Source organism: Pseudomonas sp. WC2, from assembly GCF_050586545.1.
Lineage (GTDB): Bacteria > Pseudomonadota > Gammaproteobacteria > Pseudomonadales > Pseudomonadaceae > Aquipseudomonas.
Genome location: NZ_JBOBDR010000003.1, coordinates 100,156 through 121,650, shown reverse-complemented (window position 1 = coordinate 121,650; position 21,495 = coordinate 100,156). Strand labels below are relative to the sequence as shown.

The 21,495-nt window shown below is 60.7% G+C and carries 21 protein-coding genes; 17 read left to right on the top strand and 4 right to left on the bottom strand.

The features are described 5' to 3' along the window. Window positions 1-117: 117 nt before the first annotated feature. Complete coding sequence (locus ACQ4OE_RS04415; protein WP_430945838.1) at window positions 118-1,743, bottom strand: NADP-dependent glyceraldehyde-3-phosphate dehydrogenase; 1,626 nt, start codon at window positions 1,741-1,743, stop codon at window positions 118-120. Window positions 1,744-2,097: 354 nt separating this feature from the next. On the opposite strand from ACQ4OE_RS04415, the gene ACQ4OE_RS04410 reads away from it, so the two are divergent. The 15 genes from ACQ4OE_RS04410 to ACQ4OE_RS04340 all read left to right on the top strand — a co-directional run bounded on the left by ACQ4OE_RS04410 (window position 2,098) and on the right by ACQ4OE_RS04340 (window position 16,971). Continuing rightward, window positions 2,098-2,454: a c-type cytochrome gene (locus ACQ4OE_RS04410; RefSeq protein ID WP_430945837.1), complete on the top strand. Its 357-nt coding sequence runs from the start codon at window positions 2,098-2,100 to the stop codon at window positions 2,452-2,454. Window positions 2,455-2,530: 76 nt separating this feature from the next. Then, on the top strand, window positions 2,531-3,859 hold the full coding sequence (locus tag ACQ4OE_RS04405) for a D-arabinono-1,4-lactone oxidase (protein WP_430946045.1): 1,329 nt from the start codon (window positions 2,531-2,533) through the stop codon (window positions 3,857-3,859). A gap of 74 nt (window positions 3,860-3,933) precedes the next feature. Next, entirely contained in the window at window positions 3,934-5,142 is a 1,209-nt protein-coding gene (locus ACQ4OE_RS04400) for a DSD1 family PLP-dependent enzyme (protein ID WP_430946044.1), read from the top strand. A 341-nt stretch (window positions 5,143-5,483) separates the two neighbouring features. Continuing rightward, a complete protein-coding gene (locus ACQ4OE_RS04395; protein ID WP_430945836.1) occupies window positions 5,484-5,897 on the top strand; it encodes a hypothetical protein in 414 nt (137 codons plus the stop codon). A gap of 237 nt (window positions 5,898-6,134) precedes the next feature. After that, window positions 6,135-6,737 carry a transposase gene (locus ACQ4OE_RS04390; RefSeq protein ID WP_430946043.1) on the top strand — a complete coding sequence of 201 codons (603 nt, stop codon included), beginning with the start codon at window positions 6,135-6,137 and terminating at the stop codon, window positions 6,735-6,737. Window positions 6,738-6,793: 56 nt separating this feature from the next. Beyond that, window positions 6,794-8,392 (top strand): ShlB/FhaC/HecB family hemolysin secretion/activation protein, encoded by a 1,599-nt coding sequence (locus ACQ4OE_RS04385; protein ID WP_430945835.1) that lies wholly within the window; start codon window positions 6,794-6,796, stop codon window positions 8,390-8,392. A 14-nt stretch (window positions 8,393-8,406) separates the two neighbouring features. Then, window positions 8,407-10,206, top strand: coding sequence for a DUF2341 domain-containing protein (locus ACQ4OE_RS04380; protein WP_430945834.1), 1,800 nt, complete (start codon window positions 8,407-8,409; stop codon window positions 10,204-10,206). Between the two features lie 11 nt (window positions 10,207-10,217). After that, window positions 10,218-10,643, top strand: coding sequence for an ExbD/TolR family protein (locus tag ACQ4OE_RS04375; RefSeq protein ID WP_007915482.1), 426 nt, complete (start codon window positions 10,218-10,220; stop codon window positions 10,641-10,643). A 3-nt stretch (window positions 10,644-10,646) separates the two neighbouring features. Continuing rightward, entirely contained in the window at window positions 10,647-11,351 is a 705-nt protein-coding gene (locus tag ACQ4OE_RS04370; protein WP_122597881.1) for an energy transducer TonB family protein, read from the top strand. Window positions 11,352-11,405: 54 nt separating this feature from the next. Next, on the top strand, window positions 11,406-13,103 hold the full coding sequence (locus ACQ4OE_RS04365) for a putative porin (RefSeq protein ID WP_430945833.1): 1,698 nt from the start codon (window positions 11,406-11,408) through the stop codon (window positions 13,101-13,103). A gap of 17 nt (window positions 13,104-13,120) precedes the next feature. Beyond that, window positions 13,121-13,750 carry a DNA repair protein gene (locus tag ACQ4OE_RS04360; protein ID WP_430945832.1) on the top strand — a complete coding sequence of 210 codons (630 nt, stop codon included), beginning with the start codon at window positions 13,121-13,123 and terminating at the stop codon, window positions 13,748-13,750. A gap of 30 nt (window positions 13,751-13,780) precedes the next feature. After that, window positions 13,781-14,254, top strand: a complete 474-nt coding sequence (locus ACQ4OE_RS04355) for a YbjN domain-containing protein (RefSeq protein ID WP_430945831.1) — start codon at window positions 13,781-13,783, stop codon at window positions 14,252-14,254. Next, window positions 14,251-15,198, top strand: coding sequence for a peptidylprolyl isomerase (locus ACQ4OE_RS04350; protein WP_430945830.1), 948 nt, complete (start codon window positions 14,251-14,253; stop codon window positions 15,196-15,198). Before ACQ4OE_RS04355 ends, ACQ4OE_RS04350 begins: the two co-directional genes overlap by 4 nt. A 162-nt stretch (window positions 15,199-15,360) precedes the next feature. Next, window positions 15,361-16,341, top strand: coding sequence for a LysR family transcriptional regulator (locus ACQ4OE_RS04345; RefSeq protein ID WP_430945829.1), 981 nt, complete (start codon window positions 15,361-15,363; stop codon window positions 16,339-16,341). Between the two features lie 111 nt (window positions 16,342-16,452). Further along, window positions 16,453-16,971 (top strand): GNAT family N-acetyltransferase, encoded by a 519-nt coding sequence (locus ACQ4OE_RS04340; protein ID WP_430945828.1) that lies wholly within the window; start codon window positions 16,453-16,455, stop codon window positions 16,969-16,971. Window position 16,972: 1 nt separating this feature from the next. Here ACQ4OE_RS04340 and ACQ4OE_RS04335 read toward each other — a convergent pair whose 3' ends face one another. Beyond that, window positions 16,973-17,665 carry an aspartate/glutamate racemase family protein gene (locus tag ACQ4OE_RS04335; RefSeq protein WP_430945827.1) on the bottom strand — a complete coding sequence of 231 codons (693 nt, stop codon included), beginning with the start codon at window positions 17,663-17,665 and terminating at the stop codon, window positions 16,973-16,975. 195 nt (window positions 17,666-17,860) lie between these two features. Here ACQ4OE_RS04335 and ACQ4OE_RS04330 point away from each other — a divergent pair, with 195 nt between their 5' ends. Next, a complete protein-coding gene (locus tag ACQ4OE_RS04330; protein ID WP_430945826.1) occupies window positions 17,861-18,352 on the top strand; it encodes a hypothetical protein in 492 nt (163 codons plus the stop codon). Between the two features lie 131 nt (window positions 18,353-18,483). Here ACQ4OE_RS04330 and ACQ4OE_RS04325 read toward each other — a convergent pair whose 3' ends face one another. Both ACQ4OE_RS04325 and ccoN read right to left on the bottom strand, forming a co-directional pair. Continuing rightward, on the bottom strand, window positions 18,484-18,705 hold the full coding sequence (locus ACQ4OE_RS04325; RefSeq protein ID WP_430945825.1) for a cbb3-type cytochrome c oxidase subunit 3: 222 nt from the start codon (window positions 18,703-18,705) through the stop codon (window positions 18,484-18,486). A 15-nt stretch (window positions 18,706-18,720) separates the two neighbouring features. After that, a complete protein-coding gene (gene ccoN / locus ACQ4OE_RS04320) occupies window positions 18,721-20,148 on the bottom strand; it encodes a cytochrome-c oxidase, cbb3-type subunit I (protein WP_430945824.1) in 1,428 nt (475 codons plus the stop codon). Between the two features lie 354 nt (window positions 20,149-20,502). On the opposite strand from ccoN, the gene ACQ4OE_RS04315 reads away from it, so the two are divergent. After that, entirely contained in the window at window positions 20,503-21,477 is a 975-nt protein-coding gene (locus ACQ4OE_RS04315; RefSeq protein WP_430945823.1) for a hypothetical protein, read from the top strand. Window positions 21,478-21,495 lie beyond the last annotated feature (18 nt).

The following is a 21,495-nucleotide window of genomic DNA, read 5'->3' as shown; positions in this document are numbered from 1 at the left end:
GATCCACCTCCCGGCATCCAGCGCAGCGCTGGGGTCAGTGTAGACACTGAATGGCCGGGGGCTTTACGGCTTTAGACGCTAAGCTAATGACCGTTCCTGCGTTTATTGCCAATCCGCTTAGAAGATGTAATCAGTGGTCAGGAAGCTCGAATCACGCCCGCGAATGATCTCGCTGATCAAATCCTTGTTGCTGTCCTGGAACTTGGTCGCCACCAGCGTCCGGATCGAGAACACCCGCAATGCATCGTGTACCGAGAGCGTGCCTTCGGCGGAGTTCTTGCGCCCGTTGAACGGGTAAGTGTCCGGGCCGCGCTGGCATTGGGCATTGAGGTTGATCCGCCCGACCTGGTTGGCAAAAGTGTCGACCAGACGACCGACCGCCACCGGGTTGGTGCCGAAAATGCTCAACTGCTGACCGAAATCCGATTCCAGCACGTAATCGATCACCGTATCGAGATGACGGTACGGCACGATCGGCACCACCGGGCCGAACTGCTCTTCCTGATAGACGCGCATCTGCGGGTTCACCGGGTACAGCACCGCCGGGTAGAAGAACGACTCGCGGGATTCGCCGCCGTTCGGGTTGACCACTTCCGCACCCTTGCTGCGCGCATCGGCCACCAGCCCGTGCAGATAATCGACCTTGCCTGATTCCGGCAGCGGCGTCAGCGAGACGCCGCTGTCCCACGGCATGCCCGGTTTCAGCGTGGCCAGTTTGGCGTTGAATTTTTCGATGAAGCTGTCGACCACATCTTCATGCACAAAGAGAATTTTCAGTGCGGTGCAGCGCTGGCCGTTGAACGACAGCGAACCGGTCACGGCTTCGCTGACGGCGTTGTCGAGATCGACTTCGGGCAAGACGATGCCGGGGTTTTTTGCGTCCAGACCCAACGCGGCACGTAAGCGGTGCGGTTTCGGGTGGAGTTTTTTCAGGTCGCTGGCGGCCTTGTTGGTGCCGATGAAGGCGAAGATGTCGATCTTGCCGCTGGCCATCAGCGCGCTGACGGTTTCGCGGCCGCTGCCGTAGATCACGTTGATCACGCCGGTCGGGAAGCTGTCGCGGAACGCTTCGAGCAACGGACGAATCAGCAGCACGCCAAGTTTGGCCGGTTTGAACACCACGGTGTTGCCCATGATCAACGCCGGGATCAGCGTGGTGAAGGTTTCGTTCAGCGGGTAGTTGTAAGGGCCCATGCACAGTGCAACGCCGAGCGGTACGCGGCGGATCTGGCCGAGTGTGTCCTGTTCCAGCTCGAAACGGCTGGAGCGGCGGTCGAGTTCCTTGAGTGCATTGATGGTGTCGACGATGTAGTCGCAGGTGCGGTCGAATTCTTTTTCCGAGTCTTTGAGGTTCTTGCCGATCTCCCACATCAGCAGCTTCACCACCGCGTCACGCTGCTGGCGCATGCGGCCGAGGAAGGCTTCGACGTGCTGGATGCGCTCAGCCACGCGCATGGTCGGCCACAGGCCCTGACCACGGTCGTAAGCACGGACGGCGGCGTCGAGAGCGGTGAGGGCGGTGTCGGCGTCGAGCAGCGGCGTGCTGCCGAGGATGACTTGTTCGTCGCCGTTTTCACCGTGCAGATACACCGAGCTGCGCACGGTGGCGAGCGGGCCGTCCCAACGGCGCAACTGGCCGTCGACGAGGTATTCACGTTGCTCGACCTGAGCGTCGAGGCGGTATTTTTCCGGGATGTCGCTGACAGAAGGGAACAGGTTGCCAAGGATGTTTGCTGTGGTCATGTCGCTACCCCGTGTTGATGTCCGCATGCAGATCAAAAAAGTCTCTACAGGTTATACGCCTGAATGCGCCGAAATTTAAACCCGCAAATGTCACCCGAATGTCACGCGAAACCGCACAGCAGAGCGGGCATCCACACATGATCGTTCCCGCGCTCTGCGTGGGAATGCCTCAACGTACGCTCCGCGTTCCAAGCGGACGCAGAGCGTCCGGGGCTGCATTCCCACGCGGAGCGTGGGAACGATCATCTTCAGGTAATGGGCTGGCCCCGTTTGCCCCCCTCACTGTCCGGCAATGCCCTCAACCCGCCGACCCGCCTGCCTTAAGGTGTGACCACAACAATAAGCGAGGCCGTTATGCGGGCAATCCGACTGACATTATTACTGGCGTTGGCCATGACGCTGCCCGGTTGCGGCGAAGACCCTAAACCCGCGGCCAGCACCAACAGCAACGCCATGCCCAAAGACCCGGCACTGGCGCAGATCTACGCCAACAGTTGCCAACTCTGCCACGCCAACCCGGCGGCCAACGCACCGCTGACCGGCGACCGCAACGCCTGGGATCCGCGCATCCGGCAGGGCACCGACACGCTGCTCGACCACGCCATCAACGGTTACAACGGCATGCCGCCGATGGGCCAGTGCGTCGAATGCTCGGAAGAACAGTTCCTGCAATTGATCGGCTTCATGGCCGACCAGCCCCTCCCACAATAAGGTGCCCGGCATGACGATGGATCTGACACGGCGTCAGTTGTTGCAACGGGCAAGTATCGTCGGCGCGTTCAGTGCTTTGGCGAGCCAACCGGCATTGGGCCAATTGATGCGCGCGCCCCGGCTGATTCCGTGGCGCAACTGGTCAGGCGCACAGAGTTGCCTGCCAGCGGCGCGGCTGGCACCGAAGAATCTCGATGAACTGGTCAGCGTCATCCAGCAGGCCCAAGGCAAGATTCGCCCGGTTGGCTCGGCGCATTCCTTCAGCGCGTTGGTGCCCACCGACGGCACGCTGTTGTCGCTGAGCTACTTCAACGGCTTGCTCGATCACGACGCGAAAACCCTGCAAGCCGAATTCGCCGCCGGCACACCGATGTCGCGCATGGGCATGCCGTTGAAAGATATCGGCCAGGCCCTGCAAAACATGGCCGACATCGATTATCAAACCCTCGCCGGGGCGATCTCGACCTCGACCCACGGCACAGGCAAAAACTTCCAGTCCTACTCGGCCCACGTCTGCGCCATGCAACTGGTCACGGCCAGCGGCGAGGTGCTCGACTGCGACAGCCAGCGTCATCCGGACGTTTTCAACGCCGCGCGGGTTTCCCTTGGCGCCCTCGGCGTGGCGACGAAAATCCGCCTGCAAAACCGCCCGGCCTATCGCCTGCGCGAACGCCAGTGGATCGCCAAGACCGAAGAGCTGCTCGAAGACATCGACAAGAACACCAGGGAAAACCAGCACTGGGAAATGCTCGTCGTCACTCATTCCGACTACGCCTTGTCCATCGCCCTTAACGAAACCGACGACCCGGCCACGCCGCCGATCCCGCCTGAAGAGGAGGGCGGCAACGAGTTCGTCACCCTGATCGAGAAGATCGACAAGTACGGCAGCGACTTCCCCGACCTGCGCCGCACGATGCTCAACAGCCTGCGCCATTTGGCCAGTTTCGATGACCGCGTCGGCGACTCGTTCGACATCTACGCCAACGTGCGCACCGTGCGTTTCAACGAGATGGAATATTCAGTGCCCGCCGAACACGGCCCGGCCTGCCTGCGCGAGATTCTCAAACTGATTCAGGACAAGGATCTGCGCACCTGGTTTCCCATCGAGTATCGCTACGTCAAGGCCGACGATATTCCGCTGAGCATGTTCGAGGGCCGCGACAGCTGTTCGATCTCGGTGCACCAGCATTACCAGATGGATCATCACAACTTCTTTGCGGCAGTCGAGCCGATCTTCTGGAAGTACAACGGTCGCCCACACTGGGGCAAATTGCACACGCTCAACGCGAAAAACCTGCAACCGCTCTACCCGCGCTGGCGTGAGTTTGTCGATGTGCGCCAGGCACTCGATCCGAACGGGCGCTTCCTCAATGCGCATTTGTCATCGATTCTGGGGGTGAGCTGATGGCGGTCAATCGACGCAATTTTCTGCTCGGCACGTTGGGTGTCGGCGCTTTACTGGTGGGCGTCGGTGCGTGGTTGCGGCCGGGTGATCGCGGTGGGCCGTATAGCGAATACTTCCGCGCGCTGAACAAAGAGCTGAAGGACAAAGGCCCAATGCGTCCGGTGTTGCTCATCGATCTGGATCGGCTCGATCACAACATCGACGTGGTGATGCATTCGGTCAAGCGTGGCGGCAAGCACTTGCGCTTGGTGGAGAAGTCACTGCCGTCGCCAGGCTTGCTCAGTTACATCGCCCAGCGCGTCGGCACGCAAAAACTGATGTCGTTCCATCAGCCGTTTCTCAATCACGATGCCGTGACATTCCCGCAGTCGGATATTTTGCTCGGCAAGCCGTTGCCGGTGCGTTCGGCAGCGCTGTTTTATCAAAGCCACAAAGGCCCGTTCGATCCGTCGAAACAGTTGCAGTGGCTGCTCGACGGGCCGGAGCGCTTGCAGCAATACCTCGCGCTGGCGCAGGGGCTGGGCACGCGGATGCGCATCAACATCGAACTGGACGTCGGTCTGCATCGCGGTGGGGTCAGTGATGTGCAGGTGTTGGCACAGATGCTCACGTTGATCAGCGCCAATCCGCAGCATCTGGAGTTTGCCGGGTTCATGGGCTACGACCCGTTCGTGGGCATGGGCGTGCCGGGGATTCTCGGCTCGCCCGAAGAACTGTTTGCCAAGGTCATGGTGATTTATCAGCGCTGCGTTGACTTCACCCGGCAGCAGTTCCCCGGGTTGTGGCATGACGGCTTGTGCCTGAATACCGCCGGCAGCCCGAGTTATCGCATGCATGAAAACGAGCAACTCAGCACTGAGGTGTCGGTGGGTACGGCGATGCTCAAACCGACCCACTATGATTTGCCGTCGCTAGTGGAGCACGAGCCGGCGGTTTACATCGCCACCCCGGTGTTGAAAAGCACCGGCGCGGTGAACATCCCGGCGCTGGATGACCAGTCGAAACTGTTCTCCTGGTGGGACGCCAACCAGCGCCAGACCTTCTTCATTTACGGCGGCAACTGGATGGCCGAGTTCGAATCGCCGCCGGGTTTGCAAAGCAATGGCGTGTACGGCCGCAGCTCCAATCAGGAGATGGTCAACGGTTCGAACGCCGTCGGCCTGACCATCGAAGACCAAGTCTTCCTGCGTCCGACCCAGACCGAAGCCGTCCTCCTGCAATTCGGCGATCTACTGGCCGTGCGCGGCGGCAAAATCGTCGACACCTGGCCGGTCTACACCTGATCCAAAATCACCAACAAACCTCTGTAGGAGCTAGCCCTGCTAGCGATAGCGCCCGGTGAACCAACATCAATCTGGCTGACACCGCCTTTGCCAGCAGGCTCACTGGGCATTTGATTTGTGTACACCCGTCGTAACGCGCTAATCCTGCTTTCTTTCGATAAGTTCGAAACTGGTTATTTACTGTTTGTCTACTGTCAGATCTGACAGTAGACGGTATTCAGGGCTGGGCGTATTTATTCTTCGGCAGAAGCAAAAAAACGTAGTGCAGTGCCTAGCGTCAGAAACTTAACGCTGGCACGAATATTCTTTCGTTTGAGTGACAGCCTGGGAGTGCCTGAAAAATGAATACGAAAGTGGAAGCTCATATTCAATCGTCCGCCGGTGCGAAGATTGAAGGTCAAAAAGAATTTCGCCTGGATAGATTCAAACTTGAATTCTCGGAAGATTTCGTCAAGGTCCACATGGTGCATCAAGTTCTAAATCGACTAGCGCATGTGTTTGACTTTACGCTGCCGATTGAAAGCGGCGATTACGATTTCAAAAAAGCCAATGCGGTGTTTTCGGTGTTAGAGCAAACACATGAAACCCAATACAAAGGCTCCTCGGGGCGGGTCAATACATTCATTGACCCTGCATCAAACAAAGCCGTATGTGTTTTCAATCTGGAAATGGACGCAGGTAATCAGCCTGGTGTGCCGAAGCCTGTCATTGCGGTGAGTGGTTGGTTTCATCTGACTTCTGACGGCAGCCAATAAGAAAGTTAGCGGCTATAAATTGTTTGATACACCCTCTGAACGTACGGGAGTGGCGCATCGCTGCTCCCGTTTTTTTTGCCTGCGATTGAAGACTCTCCGCTCATTAATGAAGCTTTTATGACAAAAGTTCGGTAGCACATCGCCAGTCCGGTCATGCCTATGTAACGCGCTTGAGGGGCCCAACGGGGCGCTTTTCACAAGCCGAGGCGGGACGCCGGGAGTGAGGCAATGGGGACTATGGAACGCTACTCGAAAGTGGGCATGCAGGAACTCGATCAACGCTTGTCGAAGATCGTCGAAGCCGCGCGCAAGAAGCCGGTTTCGGTGTATCGCTACGGCGCGCCGTGGGTCTGGATCGTCTCGCAGGATGACTGGCAGGGCGCCTTGAAAGAGGTGTCGAGCTACATTCCGCCGGGGCATTCACTGGTTCTGCTGCGCCCGCAGATCGATGATCTGCTCGACGCCCATCGTGATCTCATGCACGACCTCAATGCCCAGCCCGGCATGCTGATCCCGGCGCAAACGGTCATGCACATCCTGCTCCTGCAACTGCTGTATTCGGTGCCCAGCGAGCAGCAACTGTATGAACAGCTCAATTACAACCTGCTGTTCCGCTGGTTCGTCGGTCTTGGTCTGAACCAGAAAGTCTGGAGCTTCAACGCCCTCAGTCGCGACATCGCCACGCTGCTCAACGAGCCGCGTGCGGTGCTGCTCATTCAAAAAATCATCGGCGAAGTGTTCTGCGGTGCCTTGCTGCAAATGCCCGAGTTCTCGCTGAACTTCGCGCTTTTGCACACCTGGCTGGGCAAACACGCCTGCGCCTCGACGGCCAGCAATTGACGCCATACACGCGGCGTTCGAAACGCCAACAGGTCATCGCGAATTCAGGGGGTAGTGTGGAACCGATTTTCAAGTCACGGCTGGCGCTGTGGGGCTGGCTGCTGGTGACGGCGGGCGCGCAACCGGCATTGGCCGAGGAGGCTGCCGACAAAGCGGCGGCGCAGCGCTTGGTCGACGTCAACGAATACTTCGTGCGCGGCAACACCGTGCTCGATGCGCGGGCGATTGAAGAGGCGGTGTACCCGTTTCTCGGCCCGCAAAAAGCCCTCACGGATATCGAAGGCGCTCGCGACGCGCTGCAAAAAGCCTATCAGGAACGCGGCTACCAATCGGTGTTCGTCGAACTGCCCGAGCAAGCCGTCGCCGATGGCATCGTTTATCTGCAGGTCAGCGAAACCAAGGTTGGCCGCGTGCGTGTGGTCGGGGCCAAACACTACTCGCCGCTGGACATTCGCGACGACGTGCCGGCGCTGAAGGAAGGCGAGGTGCCGGACTTCGCCAAGGTCCAAGGCGAACTGGCGCAGCTCAACAAGACCCCGGGCCGGCAAGTGATGCCGCTGGTGCGCGAAGGTCAGCGTCCCGGCACCATGGACGTCGATCTGCAGGTCGAAGACCAGAACCCGTGGACTGCCAGCGTCGGTCTCAATAACGATTACAGCGCCGACACCGAAAAGCTGCGCACCGTCACCAGCCTCGGCTACAACAACCTCTGGCAGCTCGGCCACAGCGTCAACCTGACGTTCTTCACCGCGCCGCAGGAAACCGACAACGCCAAGGTCTGGTCGGGCTCCTATACCGCGCCGCTGACGGATCGCTGGAGCGTGCAGTTCTCCGGTTACCAGTCCGACAGCAACGTCGCCACCATCGGCGGCAGCAACGTCCTCGGCAAGGGTCACAGTTACGGCGTGTCGGCAATTTACACGCTGCCATCGAGCGGCAACTGGTCGAACTCACTGTCGGCCGGCATCGACTTCAAGGACTTCGACGAACGCCTGACCCTGTCCGGCGAAAGCGACAAAGTCCCGCTGCAATACGCGCCATTCACCTTCGCCTACAACGGCTATCGCTACAGCGAAAAGAGCCAGCTCGGCCTCGGCCTGAGCCTGGTCGCCGCCACCCGCAGCATTTTCGGCTACGGCAGCTCCGACGAAGACTTCGACTACAAACGCTACCGCGCCAAGCCGAGCTTCGCCGTGGTCAAGGGCGATACCAATTACACCTGGACCTTCGACAGCGACTGGCAAAGCGCAAGCAAAGCCGCGTTCCAACTGGCGTCCGGGCCACTGGTTTCCAATGAACAGTTCTCTGCCGGCGGCGCCACCTCAATACGCGGCTATCTGGCCGCCGAGCGCACTAGCGACGACGGCGTGCTGCTCAGCCAGGAAGTGCGCACGCCGTCGCTGGCCAAGTACGCCGGCACGTGGATGCAGGACTGGCGCTTCTACGCCTTCGCCGAAGGCGCGCAACTGTATCTGCGCGACGAGCTGCCGGATCAGGACGCCAATTACGCCCTGGCCAGCGTCGGCCTCGGCACCCGCGCCAGCCTGAGCAAATGGCTGTCCGGCAGCCTCGACTGGGGCTACCCGCTACTCGAAGGGCCGAACACCTCGAAACAGGAATCGCGCCTGCACTTCAACCTTCAAGCCACTTTCTGACAAGGAGCACGTTCATGCAGCGCCTCTTCCTTTCGTTGTTGATCTGCCTGGGCTTCGTGCTCCCGGCCACGGCTCAGGCCTGGTGGCAGGACGACTGGCACTACCGCAAGCAGATTGCCGTCGACACCACGCCGCAAGGTGCGGCGATCAATCAGGCCCTTGGCCGCACCGCGCTGCTGGTGCGCCTGCACACCGGCAACTTCACCTTCGACGGCGTGAAGGAGGACGGTTCGGATCTGCGCTTCGTCGCCGCCGATGACAAAACCGTGCTCAACCACCAGATCGAAAGCTTCGACGCGCTGATGGGCATGGCGTTGATCTGGGTCGATGTGCCGAACGTCGAGGGCGGTCAGCGTCAGGACATCTGGATGTATTACGGCAATCAGAAGGCGCCGGCGACCGGCAACGGCCAACTGACTTTCGATCCGAATTACACCGCGCTCTATCACTTCGACGGCGCCACCGGCACCCCGGCCAAAGACACCACCGCTTACGGCAACACGGCGCAGAGCGCGACCGGCGCGGCGATTGACGGTGTCGTCGGGCGCGCCTTGCAGTTCAGCGGTCAGCCGTTGTTGCTGCCGGCCAGCCCGTCGCTGCAACACAACGCTGGCAGTGCGTTTACCTTCAGTGCCTGGCTGCGTCTGGATCAGGCCAGTGGCGAGCAACTGATTCTCGCCCGTCGTGAGGGCGCCAACAGTCTGCTGATCGGTGCCAACCAAGGCGTGCCGTTCGTGGAAATCGACGGTCAACGCGCCGTTGCCACACAAGCACTGAACCCGGGCCAATGGCAACACGTTGCGCTGACCGCTGAAGGCGCGAAAGTCACGCTGTACATCAATGGCCGCGAAGGCGCGACCCTCGCTCAAGCGATGCCGGCTTTCAATTCGGTCATGGCCATCGGCGGTGATCTGCACGAAGGTGCGTTCCAGCCGTTGGTGGGTGCCATCGATGAACTGCGCCTGTCGAAAGTCGCCCGTCCCGCGCCGCTGTTGCTCGCCGACGCGACCTCGCAAGGTGCCGAGTCGAAACTGGTCGCTTACGGTGTCGATGAAGAGCAATCCGGTTTCGGTTTCGGCAGCCTCGGTTTCCTCCTTAACGCGGTGCCAATCGACGCCTGGGTGATCATCGCTGTGCTGGTGCTGATGATGTTCCAGTCGTGGATCATCATGCTGCGCAAGAACCGCAGTCTCAGCCGCGTCAGCGCCGCCAACGAAGACTTCCGCGTGCAATTCGCCAAGGTCGGTACGCGTCTGGAGATGTTTGCCGACGACGCCCAACTCGCCCAGCGTTTACAGCACTCGTCGCTGTGGCGCCTGTACCTGGTGGCGGTCAAAGAGATCCGCACCCGCCGCGAGCAGGGCGCCGATACCTCGTCGGTTTCAGCGGCGACCATCGAAGCGATCCGCTGCTCGATGGACGGCGTGCGCACCCGCGAAAACCAGCAACTGAGTTCGAAACTATCGACCCTGTCCAACGCCATCGCCGGCGGGCCTTATATCGGCCTGCTCGGCACGGTGCTGGGGATCATGGTGGTGTTCCTCGGCACCGCGATGGCCGGCGACGTCAACATCAACGCCATCGCGCCCGGCATGGCTGCCGCTTTGCTGGCCACGGCGATGGGCCTGTTCGTCGCGATCCCGGCGCTGTTTGGTTACAACCGCCTGATCACCCGCAACAAGGAAGTCAGCGCCGACATGCGCGTGTTCGTCGACGAGTTCATTACCCGTCTGGCGGAGATGCACGGTGAAAGCCAGTTCAGTGAGGCGTCGCATCAGCGCGGCCATCACGCCAACCACTCCGTACCGGCCTGAGGAGCACTGACATGGCGTCTGTAAATGCCTCCCACGACGATGACGAAGATGCCGCGGTGGACAGCATCAACATCACTCCGTTGGTCGACGTGCTGATGGTGGTGCTGGTGATGTTCATCCTGACCGCCACAGCGCAGGTCTCCGGGATCCAGATCAACCTGCCCAAGGCCAGCGCCTCCGTGTCGCTGTCCGAGGCCAAGACCAAGGCGATTTCGGTCAACGACGGCGGCCAGGTGTTTCTCGACGCTTACCCGGTGACGCTGGCCGAGCTGGAAGAACGTCTGCGCATCGAGAAGGCGCAGAGCCCGGATTTCCCGGTGATCGTGCGCGGCGATGCGACCGTGCAATACCAGAAAGTCATCGAAGTGCTGGATCTGTTGCGCCGGCTCGAACTGTCCCAGGTCGGTCTTGTGACCGGCAAACCGAGTCAGGGCTGAGTCATGACCGCACAACTCCCGATCGAGCCGCTGCCAGTGAAAAAACCAGTGCTGCGCTATGCGAAGTGGGGCGCCGGATTGCTGATCGGCGCGCTCGCGGCGTGGTTCCTGTGGCAGTGGGCCAACGACATGAGCGGCATCCGCCGCGAAGCGCCGAAGGTGCCGACGATCATCCCGTTGCCGCCACCGCCACCTCCGCCGCCGGAAAAACCACCGGAGCCGGAAACCCCGGTGGAAGAAAAAGTCGTCGAGCCCGAACCGACGCCGGAACCCGAGGAGGTCAAGCCCGAGGAAGAAGCGCCGCCATCACCGGCGGACGATCTGGCCAACCCGATGCAAATGGACGGCGATGCGCAGTCCGGCAACGACGCCTTCAACATCGGCGCCGGAAAGGGTGGCGGCATGGCCGGTACGGGCGGCGGACGTTTGGGCACGGGGACGTACAGCCAGTTTCTGGCGTTCACCTTCCAGCGTTTGCTGCGCGAGAACCCCGAGCTGCGCAACCTCGCGTTCTCGTTGCAGGCCGATGTGTGGCTGAGCAGCGTCGGCGAGATCACCCGGGTCGAGCTGATCAAGTCCAGCGGCAACCCCGAGATTGATACGCAAGTGTTGGCGGCGCTGCGCGGTGCCCCGGCCCTGAGCGAACGGCCTCCGGCCTCCATCACTTTGCCTGTGCGCCTGTCCCTGCAAGGGCGGCGTCCGGGTTAACCCAGCCTATTTATTGCCAAGCATTTGAGCTTTGCCAAAAGGAGTTGTGTGCAGATGATTTCCAATGTGAATCGATTGTCCCTGGCGGTCGGCATGGTCATTGCGACCCTGGTCGGTCAGGCCGTGGCAGCGCCTGCGCCCTCGGAGAACGCCACGATCAATCTGATCCGCTTGCTGGTCGAGCAGGGCATTTTGAAACAGGACAAGGCCGACGCGCTGATCGCTCAGGCGCAGAACGAAGCCGCGCAGGCGGAACAAGCAGCAGCATCCACCGCCGTGGCGGCCGGGCCGGTGGCGGCACCGGGCGATGTGCGTGTGCAATACGTGCCGGCAGCGGTGCGCGATCAGATTCGCGATCAGGTCAAAGCCGAAGTCATGGCCACCGCCAAACAGGAAAACTGGGCCGCGCCCAACACCTTCCCGGACTGGGCCTCGCGCATCAGTTTCGACGGCGACATTCGTCTGCGTGACGAATCGCGCTACTACTCGGATAACAACAGCAACGAAATCGTCGACTTCGCCAAGCTCAATAACAACGGCCCCTACGACGTCAACCCCAACAGCAGCACCAGCCTGCCGCCGCTGCTCAACACCCGTGAAGACCGCACCAACCAGTTCCGCATCCGCGCACGGCTGGGCATGAAAGCGGTGATCTCGCCGGAATGGACTGCCGGCATTCGCATCGGCACCGGCTCGGACAACAACCCGGTGTCGACCACGCAAAGCCTCGGCGGTGGTTTTGCCAAGAAAGACATCTGGCTCGATCAGGGTTACCTGAACTGGAAGCCGACGGATGAGCTGACCCTGACCGGCGGGCGCTTTGCCAACCCGTTCATGTCCACCGATATGCTCTATTCCAACGATTTGAACTTCGACGGTGTGGCAGCGATTTTCGACCACAAGCTCAACCGCGACTGGGGCGTGTTCGGCACCGTCGGCGCCTTCCCGGTGGATTACACCAATGACACCGCCAGCAGCAACGGTTTCGACAAGGAAGAGAGCGACAACAAGTGGCTATACGGTGCGCAAGTCGGCGCCAAGTGGGCGATCAACAGCAACAACCGCCTGAAGGGTGCGCTGGCTTACTACCGCTTCGACGACATTCAGGGCGAACGCTCCAGCCCTTGCGAACCGTGGGCCGGCGCGCCGGGCTGCGACAGCGACGGCAGCCGCACGGCGTTCATGCAGAAAGGCAACAGCGTGTTCCTGCTGCGTGATATCACGCCGAACCCGCTCAACCCGAGCACCACGCCGCAACCGCAATACGTCGGCCTGGCCTCCGAATTCAACCTGCTCGATTTGAACGTGGTGTGGGACGCCGACCTGCCTGACGACTTCAAGCTGCGCAGCCAGGGCAACTACATCCACAACCTCAGCTACGACGAAGGCGACATGCGCAAACGCTCCGCCGGGCAAATCGTCAACAACCTCGACAGCAACGGCAACATCGAAAGCGGCGCCAATGCGTGGATGGTGCAGTTCACCCTCGGCAGCGCGCTGGAGCTGAAGAAGCAGGGCGACTGGAACCTGTTCGCTGGCTACAAATACATCCAGCCGGACGCCTTGCCGGACGGCTTCAACGACTCCTCGTTTCACCTCGGCGGCACCAACGCCAAAGGCTATTTCATGGGCGGCAACTACGGTCTGGCGAAGAACGTTTACGCCACCGGTCGCTGGTTGAGCACCGAAGCGGTGTACGGCGCGCCGTTCGACATCGACGTCTTGCAGCTTGAGATCAACACGCGCTTCTAAGGCGCCGGGAGAGGGTTATGAACACGCGATTGTTTTTGCTCGGACTAGGAATGTTGATCGCCACCGGGGCCAGTGCCGAAGGCATGGAAGAACGCCTGCGCACGCAATTGCGCAGCACCACGCAGCAGTTGCAGGCCCTGCAAAGTCAGCAGGCTCAGGCCAGCGCTGCGCAACTGGCGGCGAAAAACGAAGCCAACGCTGCTCAGGCGCAGATCAAGCAATTGACGGCTGAACTGGCCAAGGCCAAGGGCGTTGCCGAACAACTCGCCGGTCAGCAGCAGAGCGTGCACAGCCAGGCGCAGGCGCAAGTGGCGGCCAGCGCCGAGCAGACCGGCAAGTTCAAAAAAGCCTATGACGACTTGCTGGTCATGGCCCGTGCCAAAGAGGCAGAACGGTCTAAGCTTCAAGCGCAATTGTCTGAACGTGACACACAAGTGCAGCAATGTTCAGTCAAGAATCAGCAGATGTACGGCGTCGCCAAACAGATCCTCACTGCCTACGAAAACGTCGATGTGGCCGAGGTGATGAAGATCCGCCAGCCCTTCGCGGGCAGCGCTCGGGTCAAGTTCGATGAACTGGCCCAAGGGTTGGGTGACGAGCTCTACAAGACTCAATTCGACGCGCCGCAAGCCGCGCTCGCGCATTGATTAAAAACACGGATAAACAAGGAAGAAACGATGACTCAATTGATCACCCACGTATCGCCTAAATCCCTGACCGACGTCCTCCAGGCTGCGGGTTATCGCGTCAACGAAACTGAACAGAACGGCATCGTCCAGTTGCTCAGCGCCAGCCAGGGCATTGGCTACGCCGTGCGTTTCGGCAACCCGGCGGTGGAGCAGGGCAGCTTCGTCGATTTCACCTTCAGCTGTGCGCTGCGGGTGCAGGGTGAGCTGCCACAGGGCGTGGCCGAGCAGTGGAACGCGACCCGTCGCTTTGCGCGTTTGTCGTTGCAGGGCGAGTTTCTGGTCATGGAAATGGACGTGGTGGTGGCGGCAGGTGTGAGCAACGATCACTTGCGCGGTAGCCTCGAATTGTGGGATCGCCTGCTGCAGGAATTCATCGTCTATCTGCGTGATTTCACTCAAAGCAACGCTGCTGCGCAGACTGCGAAAGTCGCCGTGACCGAGCAAGCGGAAGTCGCGCTGTGAAAAAGCCTGCCATGGTGATCGGTGCCGGAGCAGTGGCGCTGTTGGTGGTGGCCGTGGCGCTGGTGGTGCGACCGGGCAGTGACCCGGTCGCCGCCCAGCAATCGTCGCCGGTGGCGGCGGTTGCCGGGGGGCCGGCGGTGGCGCGGTTGGGCAATCAACAGGTATCGCCTGACGAGTTGCAAGCGTTGCTGGCGACGGTGCCGCCAGAGACTCGCGAGCAACTGCGCGGCAATCGTGAGGCGCTGGAGCGCTGGATTCGCACGCGTCTGGCCGAGAAAGCCGTGCTGGAGCAGGCTGATGCGCAGGGTTGGGCGCAGCGTCCGGAGGTGGCACGGCAGACCCGGGCGGCGACTGAGCAGATAGTCTTCCGCGATTATTTGCGTTCGGTCAGCCAGGTGCCGGCGGATTACCCGAGTGCGGCTGAATTGCAGCAGGCCTATGACGCCGGCAAGGCGAACTGGCAGACCCCGGCGCTGTATCGGGTCAGTCAGATTTTCCTCGGCGTCAATGATCCGCAGGCGCTGGAAACAGTGCGCAAACAGGCAGCGGACTTGAGCAAAAAAGCTCAGTCGGCACCGGCGGAATTTGCTGCACTGGCGACGCAATACTCGCAGGATCGCGTGACCGCCGAACGTGGTGGTGATAGCGGTCTGCAACCGTTGCAGCAGTTGGTGCCGGAAGTGCGCGGGGCTGTCGCTCGGCTGAAAGTCGGCGCAGTGTCTGATCCGGTGCAAAGTGCGGCCGGGTTCCATGTGATCAAACTCACCGAGCAACAACCGGCACGCACCGCGACGCTGGATGAACTGCGCGATCAATTGACTCAGGCCTTGCGCGCACAACGGCAGGAGCAGATTGCTCAGGCGTATCTGGATGGCATGCTCAACACTGCGACGCTGAGTATTGACGGTGCTGAACTCAATAAAATTATTGAGGAAAAACGCTAATCCGGATTCACCACAACCCCTGTGGGAGCGAGCCTGCTCGCGAAAGCGGTGTATCAGTCAGCGAAAATATTGAATGTGCTGACGCTTTCGCGAGCAGCCTCGCTCCCACAGGGGATCTGTGGCGCACTCAAGACAAATACAAAGATCGACAGGGAGTCATCGATGTCATTCACCGAACCCGCAGGACGACCGGGCACTACCGATTACCGCTGGCCTCAGGACCAGAGTGAACCCTGGCTGGCCCACGCCGCGACGATTGAGGCCGACGTCGCGCAATACTTTCTGGTCAGCGCCCGTTGCGGCTGCTTTATGCAAGCGGCGCGCAGCCTTAATGTGCGTTCGACCCTGCTGCGCAAACAGCTGGCGCAACTTGAGCAGGAGCTGCAGCATTCGCTGTTCAGTTTTCAGGGCAGCGCCTTGAGCCTGACCCGCGAAGGCCAGCAGTTGCAGGCCAAACTGGTCGCGCTGGCCAACGAGCGCAAACTGCCGGTGGTCGAACAGCCGCTGATTCGCCTCGCGGTCGCCGAGTCGATCCTGCATGACATCCTGGGCCGCGACCTCATCGCGCTGCTGCGCCGTAATGCCAGTGTGCGTCTGGAGATCATTGCGCTGGACAGCGAGTTGTCCTTGCGTGCGGTCAGCGCCGATGTCGTCCTGTGGCTGGCCCACGGCGACACACCGCATCCCGGCCCGGCTTTTGCCGTATCCGCGCCGCAACGACTGGCCTCGCTGGATTACCTGCCGCACATCGCCAAACGCTATTCGCGCGTCACCGCGCGCCCGGACAGCGCCGATGACCTCGCCGATTTCATGCTGGTGCAGTGGCAGCACGACCGGCAGATCGACAGCTTTCGCCCGTGGAATGAACTCGTCGAGCAGCGCCTCGCCGGCGTCGTACAGATGCAATCCTACGAACTGATGCTGGAGATGATCCGCTGCAGCGCCTGCATCGGTTTGCTCCCTGCCTACATGAGTCGCTTCGACCGGGGGTTGATCGCGCTGCCAGGGCTGTTCGCAGAACCCATGCAATTACAGGCGTGGCTGGCGGTCAACGCCGACTCACAAAGTATCAGCGAAGTCCAAACCCTGACCGACCTCATCCACCACACCTTCAACGAACGCCACGAATGGTTCCAGCCTTGACGTCAATCCCTGTGGGAGCGAGCCTGCTCGCTCCCACATTTAGAGACTCGCCAGACAGAGGTTCAGCGGTTTAGAGTGGTCAGCCACTTACCGATCCAGGAAGGATCAACCATGCCAGAGCACAACCCCGCCATTCACCTCGAACGCTTTAACGAATCCCACATCGAGGGCATCACCGCGCTCTACAACGACCCGGCCGTGGCGCGGCAGGTGTTGCAGATGCCGTTTCAGTCCGCTGAGGTCTGGCGCCAACGCCTGCTGGCAGACAACGAACGGGCGGTGAAACTGGTGGCGCTGCACCAGGGCGTGGTGATCGGCAATCTAGGGCTGGAGGCCCATTCGCGGGTGCGCCGCGCTCACGCCGGCAGTTTCGGCATGGGCGTTGCGCAGGCGTGGCAGGGTAAAGGTGTCGGCTCGACCCTGTTGGCCGCCGCGCTGGACGTCGCCGATAACTGGATGAACCTGCACCGCGTCGAACTCACGGTGTACGCCGACAACGAAGCGGCCATCGGTCTCTACCGCAAATTCGGTTTCGAGACCGAAGGCGTGTTGCGCGATTACGCCGTCCGCGACGGGCAATGGGTCGACACCCTGAGCATGGCCCGCCTGCGTAATCGCCCGAAAACCTGACTCACTCGCCCAGAGCAAACGCCACCGCCGACTGCGCATGCAGTTCGGTGGTATCGAGCAGGGGCAGGGCGCTGTGTTCGGGTTTGACCAGCATGCCGATTTCCGTGCAACCGAGGATGATTGCTTGGGCGCCGCGAGCGGTCAGGGATTCGATGACCCGTTGATAGATTTGCCGTGATTGAGCGCTGATCACGCCGACGCAGAGTTCGTCGTAGATGATCCGGTGCACTTCTTTGCGTTCGGCTTCATCCGGCACCAGCACCGTCAAGCCCTGAGCAATCAGGCGTTGCTTGAGAAAGTCCTGTTCCATGGTGAATGCCGTGCCGAGCAGGCCGACTGTCTGCGCGCCGATCTCCAGCGCGGCCCGCGCCGCTGGTTCGGCAATGTGCAGGAACGGAATGCTGATCGCCGCCTGAATCTGTTCCGCGACCTTGTGCATGGTGTTGGTACACAACACCACGCACTCGGCGCCGCCGGCCTCAAGCCTGCGCGCCGCATCCACCAGAATCGCCGCCGCATCGTCCCAGCGCCCGGCGTGCTGGGCCTGTTCGACCGGGCCGAAGTCGACGCTGTACATCAACAATTGTGCCGAACGCAGCGGGCCGAGGCGGTCGCGGACTTGCTGGTTGATCAGACGATAGTATTCGGCGCTGGACTCCCAGCTCATGCCGCCAATAAGGCCGATGGTGCGCATTGGACTTCCTCAAGCAAATGACAGTGTCGAGCGTTCAGATCTGCCCGGAGTTTCCTGCTGTTTTCGGTGCGATGCCAGCAGCAACTGACTGTACCGCTGATCTTTCACCCAAGTGTCATGGTGTTTCTGACCGTACAGAGAAGCTTCGATCTGCCACTATGGTGTTTCGCAGGATCCTTTCCGAGGAACACAGCAATGAGCGACGTTCAACAACTGGGCGAGATGCTTCGTCACTATGCCGAAAGCGAAGCGCACAAAAAGCAGCTGTTCGAAACGCAGTCGCAAGTCTGGGCCACCCGAATCACCGGGTTGTTCGGCGATATTCAGCAATGGCTGGAACCGGTGCAAGCGCCGAATCTGCTGGAGGTCAGCCGCGAACCGTATGTCGCGTTCGGGCCGAGCACGCCGGTCGAGACGTCCACTTTCAAGACCGAAAAACTGAGCATCGTGATTGCCGGCAAACCGGTGGAATTCGTCCCGGACGTGATGGGCAGCGCCGGGCAGATTTCCCTGGCGGTGATGGGGCTGACGGCGGCGCGCTATGGCAGCATTTCGCTGGTGGGCCTGGCAGACGGTGCGTGGCAGTGGCGCAAGACCAATGGTTTGAAGGACCCGGACACGTTTGCCTTCGACGCGGATTTCCTGGCCCAGCAGTTGCAGAGCCTGATCCCCCGCGACCGCGCCTAGGTCGCCAGGATTCTCGCGATGATCGTTCCCACGCTCTGCGTGGGAATGCCTCAAGGAACGCTCCGCGTTCCAAGCGGACGCAGAGCGTCCCGGGCTGCATTCCCACGCAGAGCGTGGGAACGATCAACGCCTCACATATCGAGATTGACCCACCCCGGCTTCGCCACTTCAGGCGCCACCGCCTTCACGGTTTTCCCGGTAGCCAATTCCACCCGCCGCGCCACCTCCGGGTCATCGGCAAACGGCACCATGCTCGCTTCATCCAGACTGTCCGCCGTCTCCCGCCGCAAGCAGTATTCGACCGCTAGCCACAGAAACACCACGCCCACCACATCGAAGAACACCTCGATCATCACCGGCTCCCTGCTTCAGGCAATCTGCGCTTCACGCTGGACCAGCGCGACGTCCGCCACCCGCACCGTACGCCATACGTTGTAGGCCATCAGCAACATTCCCGTGAGGAAGAACACCCCGCCGGCAAAGCGCACGATGAACCCCGGGTGGCTGGCCTGCAGCGCTTCGACGAATGAATAGGTCAGCGTGCCGTCCTCGTTGATCGCCCGCCACATCAGGCCTTGAGTGATGCCATTGACCCACATGGACGCGATGTACAACACCGTGCCAATCGTCGCCAGCCAGAAGTGCAGGTTGATCAGCGGCGTGCTGTGCATCTGCTCGCGACCGAAGACTTTCGGCACCATGTGATACGTCGCGCCGAAGGTGATCATCGCCACCCAGCCCAAGGCGCCGGCGTGGACGTGGCCGATGGTCCAGTCGGTGTAGTGGGAGAGGGCGTTCACCGTTTTGATCGCCATCATCGGGCCCTCGAACGTCGACATGCCGTAGAACGCCAGTGACAGCACCAGAAACCGCAAGATCGGATCGGTGCGTAACTTATGCCAGGCACCGGACAAGGTCATCATGCCGTTGATCATCCCGCCCCAGCTCGGCGCCAGCAGGATCAACGACATGGCCATGCCCAGCGACTGCGCCCAGTCCGGCAGCGCCGTGTAGTGCAAGTGGTGCGGGCCGGCCCAGATATACAGGGTGATCAGCGCCCAGAAATGCACAATCGACAACCGGTACGAATACACCGGCCGATTGACCTGTTTCGGCACGAAGTAATACATCATCCCGAGAAACCCGGTGGTGAGGAAAAACCCCACCGCGTTGTGCCCGTACCACCACTGCACCATCGCATCGGTGGCGCCGGAATACACCGGATACGACTTGAACCAGCCCACCGGAATCGACAGGTGATTGACTACGTGGAGCATGGCGATCACCAGAATGAACGCGCCGAAAAACCAGTTGCCGACGTAGATGTGTCTGGTCTTGCGCTGCACCACGGTGGTGAAGAACACCACGGCATACGCCACCCAAACGACGGCCATCCACACCGCGCCGGAGAATTCGATCTCGGCGTACTCCTTGGTGGTGGTGTAGCCCAGCGGTAGGCTGATCAGCATGATCACGATCACCGATTGCCAACCCCAGAAGGTGAACGCGGCGAGGGTGTCGGAATACAGCCGAACCTGGCAAGTACGCTGCACCACGTAGTAACTGGCGGCAAATTGCGCGCTGCCGGCGAAACCGAAAATCACCAGGCTGGTGTGCAGTGGTCGCAGGCGGCCGAAGGTGGTCCACGGCAGATCAAGGTTCATGTCCGGCCAGACCAATTGCGAGGCGATGAAAACACCCATCGCCATGCCCACCACACCCCAGAAAATCGTCGCGATGACGAATTGGCGGACGACCTTGTAGTTGTAAGCCTGTCCGATTGTCGCTGTGCTCATGGTCAGTTCATCCACGGTTGCAAAGTCTTGCCAGGCCACCCGGTCTGGCATGAGCTGCACTGTAGGAACCCCGCCATAAACAAAACAGGCTCAGGAATTGTTGATTTGTGCGGATCAGACAGAGGCGCTGACTGCGGTGTTCTGTCGCGTGGTGATATGGTTTTTATCGCTTCAGGTGAATCTGTTGTGCGCTGCGCTGTTCGACGACCGTTTTAAAAAGCGAGTACCGGGGAAACCCCTACAAGCTTGCCCAATCGGGGATTTTCCCTTGGGTCGATGGTGGCCTTTTGGTAGAGTCGCCGTCGCCAGCGGGTTTTCGGCTGGACGATGGAACCGAAGAAGGGAGTCTGATCAGTGAGTCCGGGCAAAAAAATCCTCGGTCTCACAGCGTTGCTGCTGATGGTGACGCTGTGGGCCAGTTACTTTTATGTATTCAAGGAAAACAGCGGCGGCCAGCTCGGCGGTGTCGGCGAAAGTACCGCATGGTGCGGCACGCCGCCGACCAACGAAGCGGCGTTGCTGGGCAAGGATCAACTGACCTTGCGCGTCACCAACAACCTGCGCGGCGAGTTCATGCTCAGTGGTTCGCTGGTGGTCTCCGAGCGTACTTTCAACCGCTACGACCTGGCCCGCAACGAACTGCGCCTGCGCCTGGAACCGTTGCAGTGGTCCTTCGGCGTCACGCCGATCTTCCTTGAGCAGGTCAAGGTGCAGCCCCTGAGCCGCAACCTCTCCGCGACCAACAAAAGCGCCTATGCCGAGCTCGAACCGCGCCCGATTGGCGTGCAAGGCCAGGTCACCGAATTCCCTTTCGACACCTATCGCTACGGCTACAAACCGGTGCTGTATTACCTCAAGGGCAGCGAGCGCATCGACCTGCGTTTCAAGAACATCACCACGCTGATGGAGATGTCCAACACCTTCACGCCGGTCCAGAAATACAACCGCGTCGACTACATCAACGAGAAAACCTCGATGATTCGCGACGAGGATTTCAAGGCGTACGGGCCGCACGAATGCGCGTTCAGTGTCGAGCGCAAAGGTTCGTTCAAAGCGGTCGTGCTGATGTTGCTGCTGGTGTTGTGTCTGCCGTTGTTGCTGGTGTTCTACCGCAACGAACCGGGGATCGACTTCCTCGCCACACTGGTCGGCGCGGCGATCGTGCGGGTGCTGCTGATCGGGCCGGTGCAGGACTTCCAGCTGTACAACATCGACTTCCTGTTGGGCGCGGCGATTCTGCTGGTGGGCACGGTGTCGCTGATCAAGGCGATGCACATCAATAGCCGGCGCGAGATGGCGTTGCGCAGTGGTGAGACGTCGTCCTGGTAACGGCGTGAACCCTTGAAA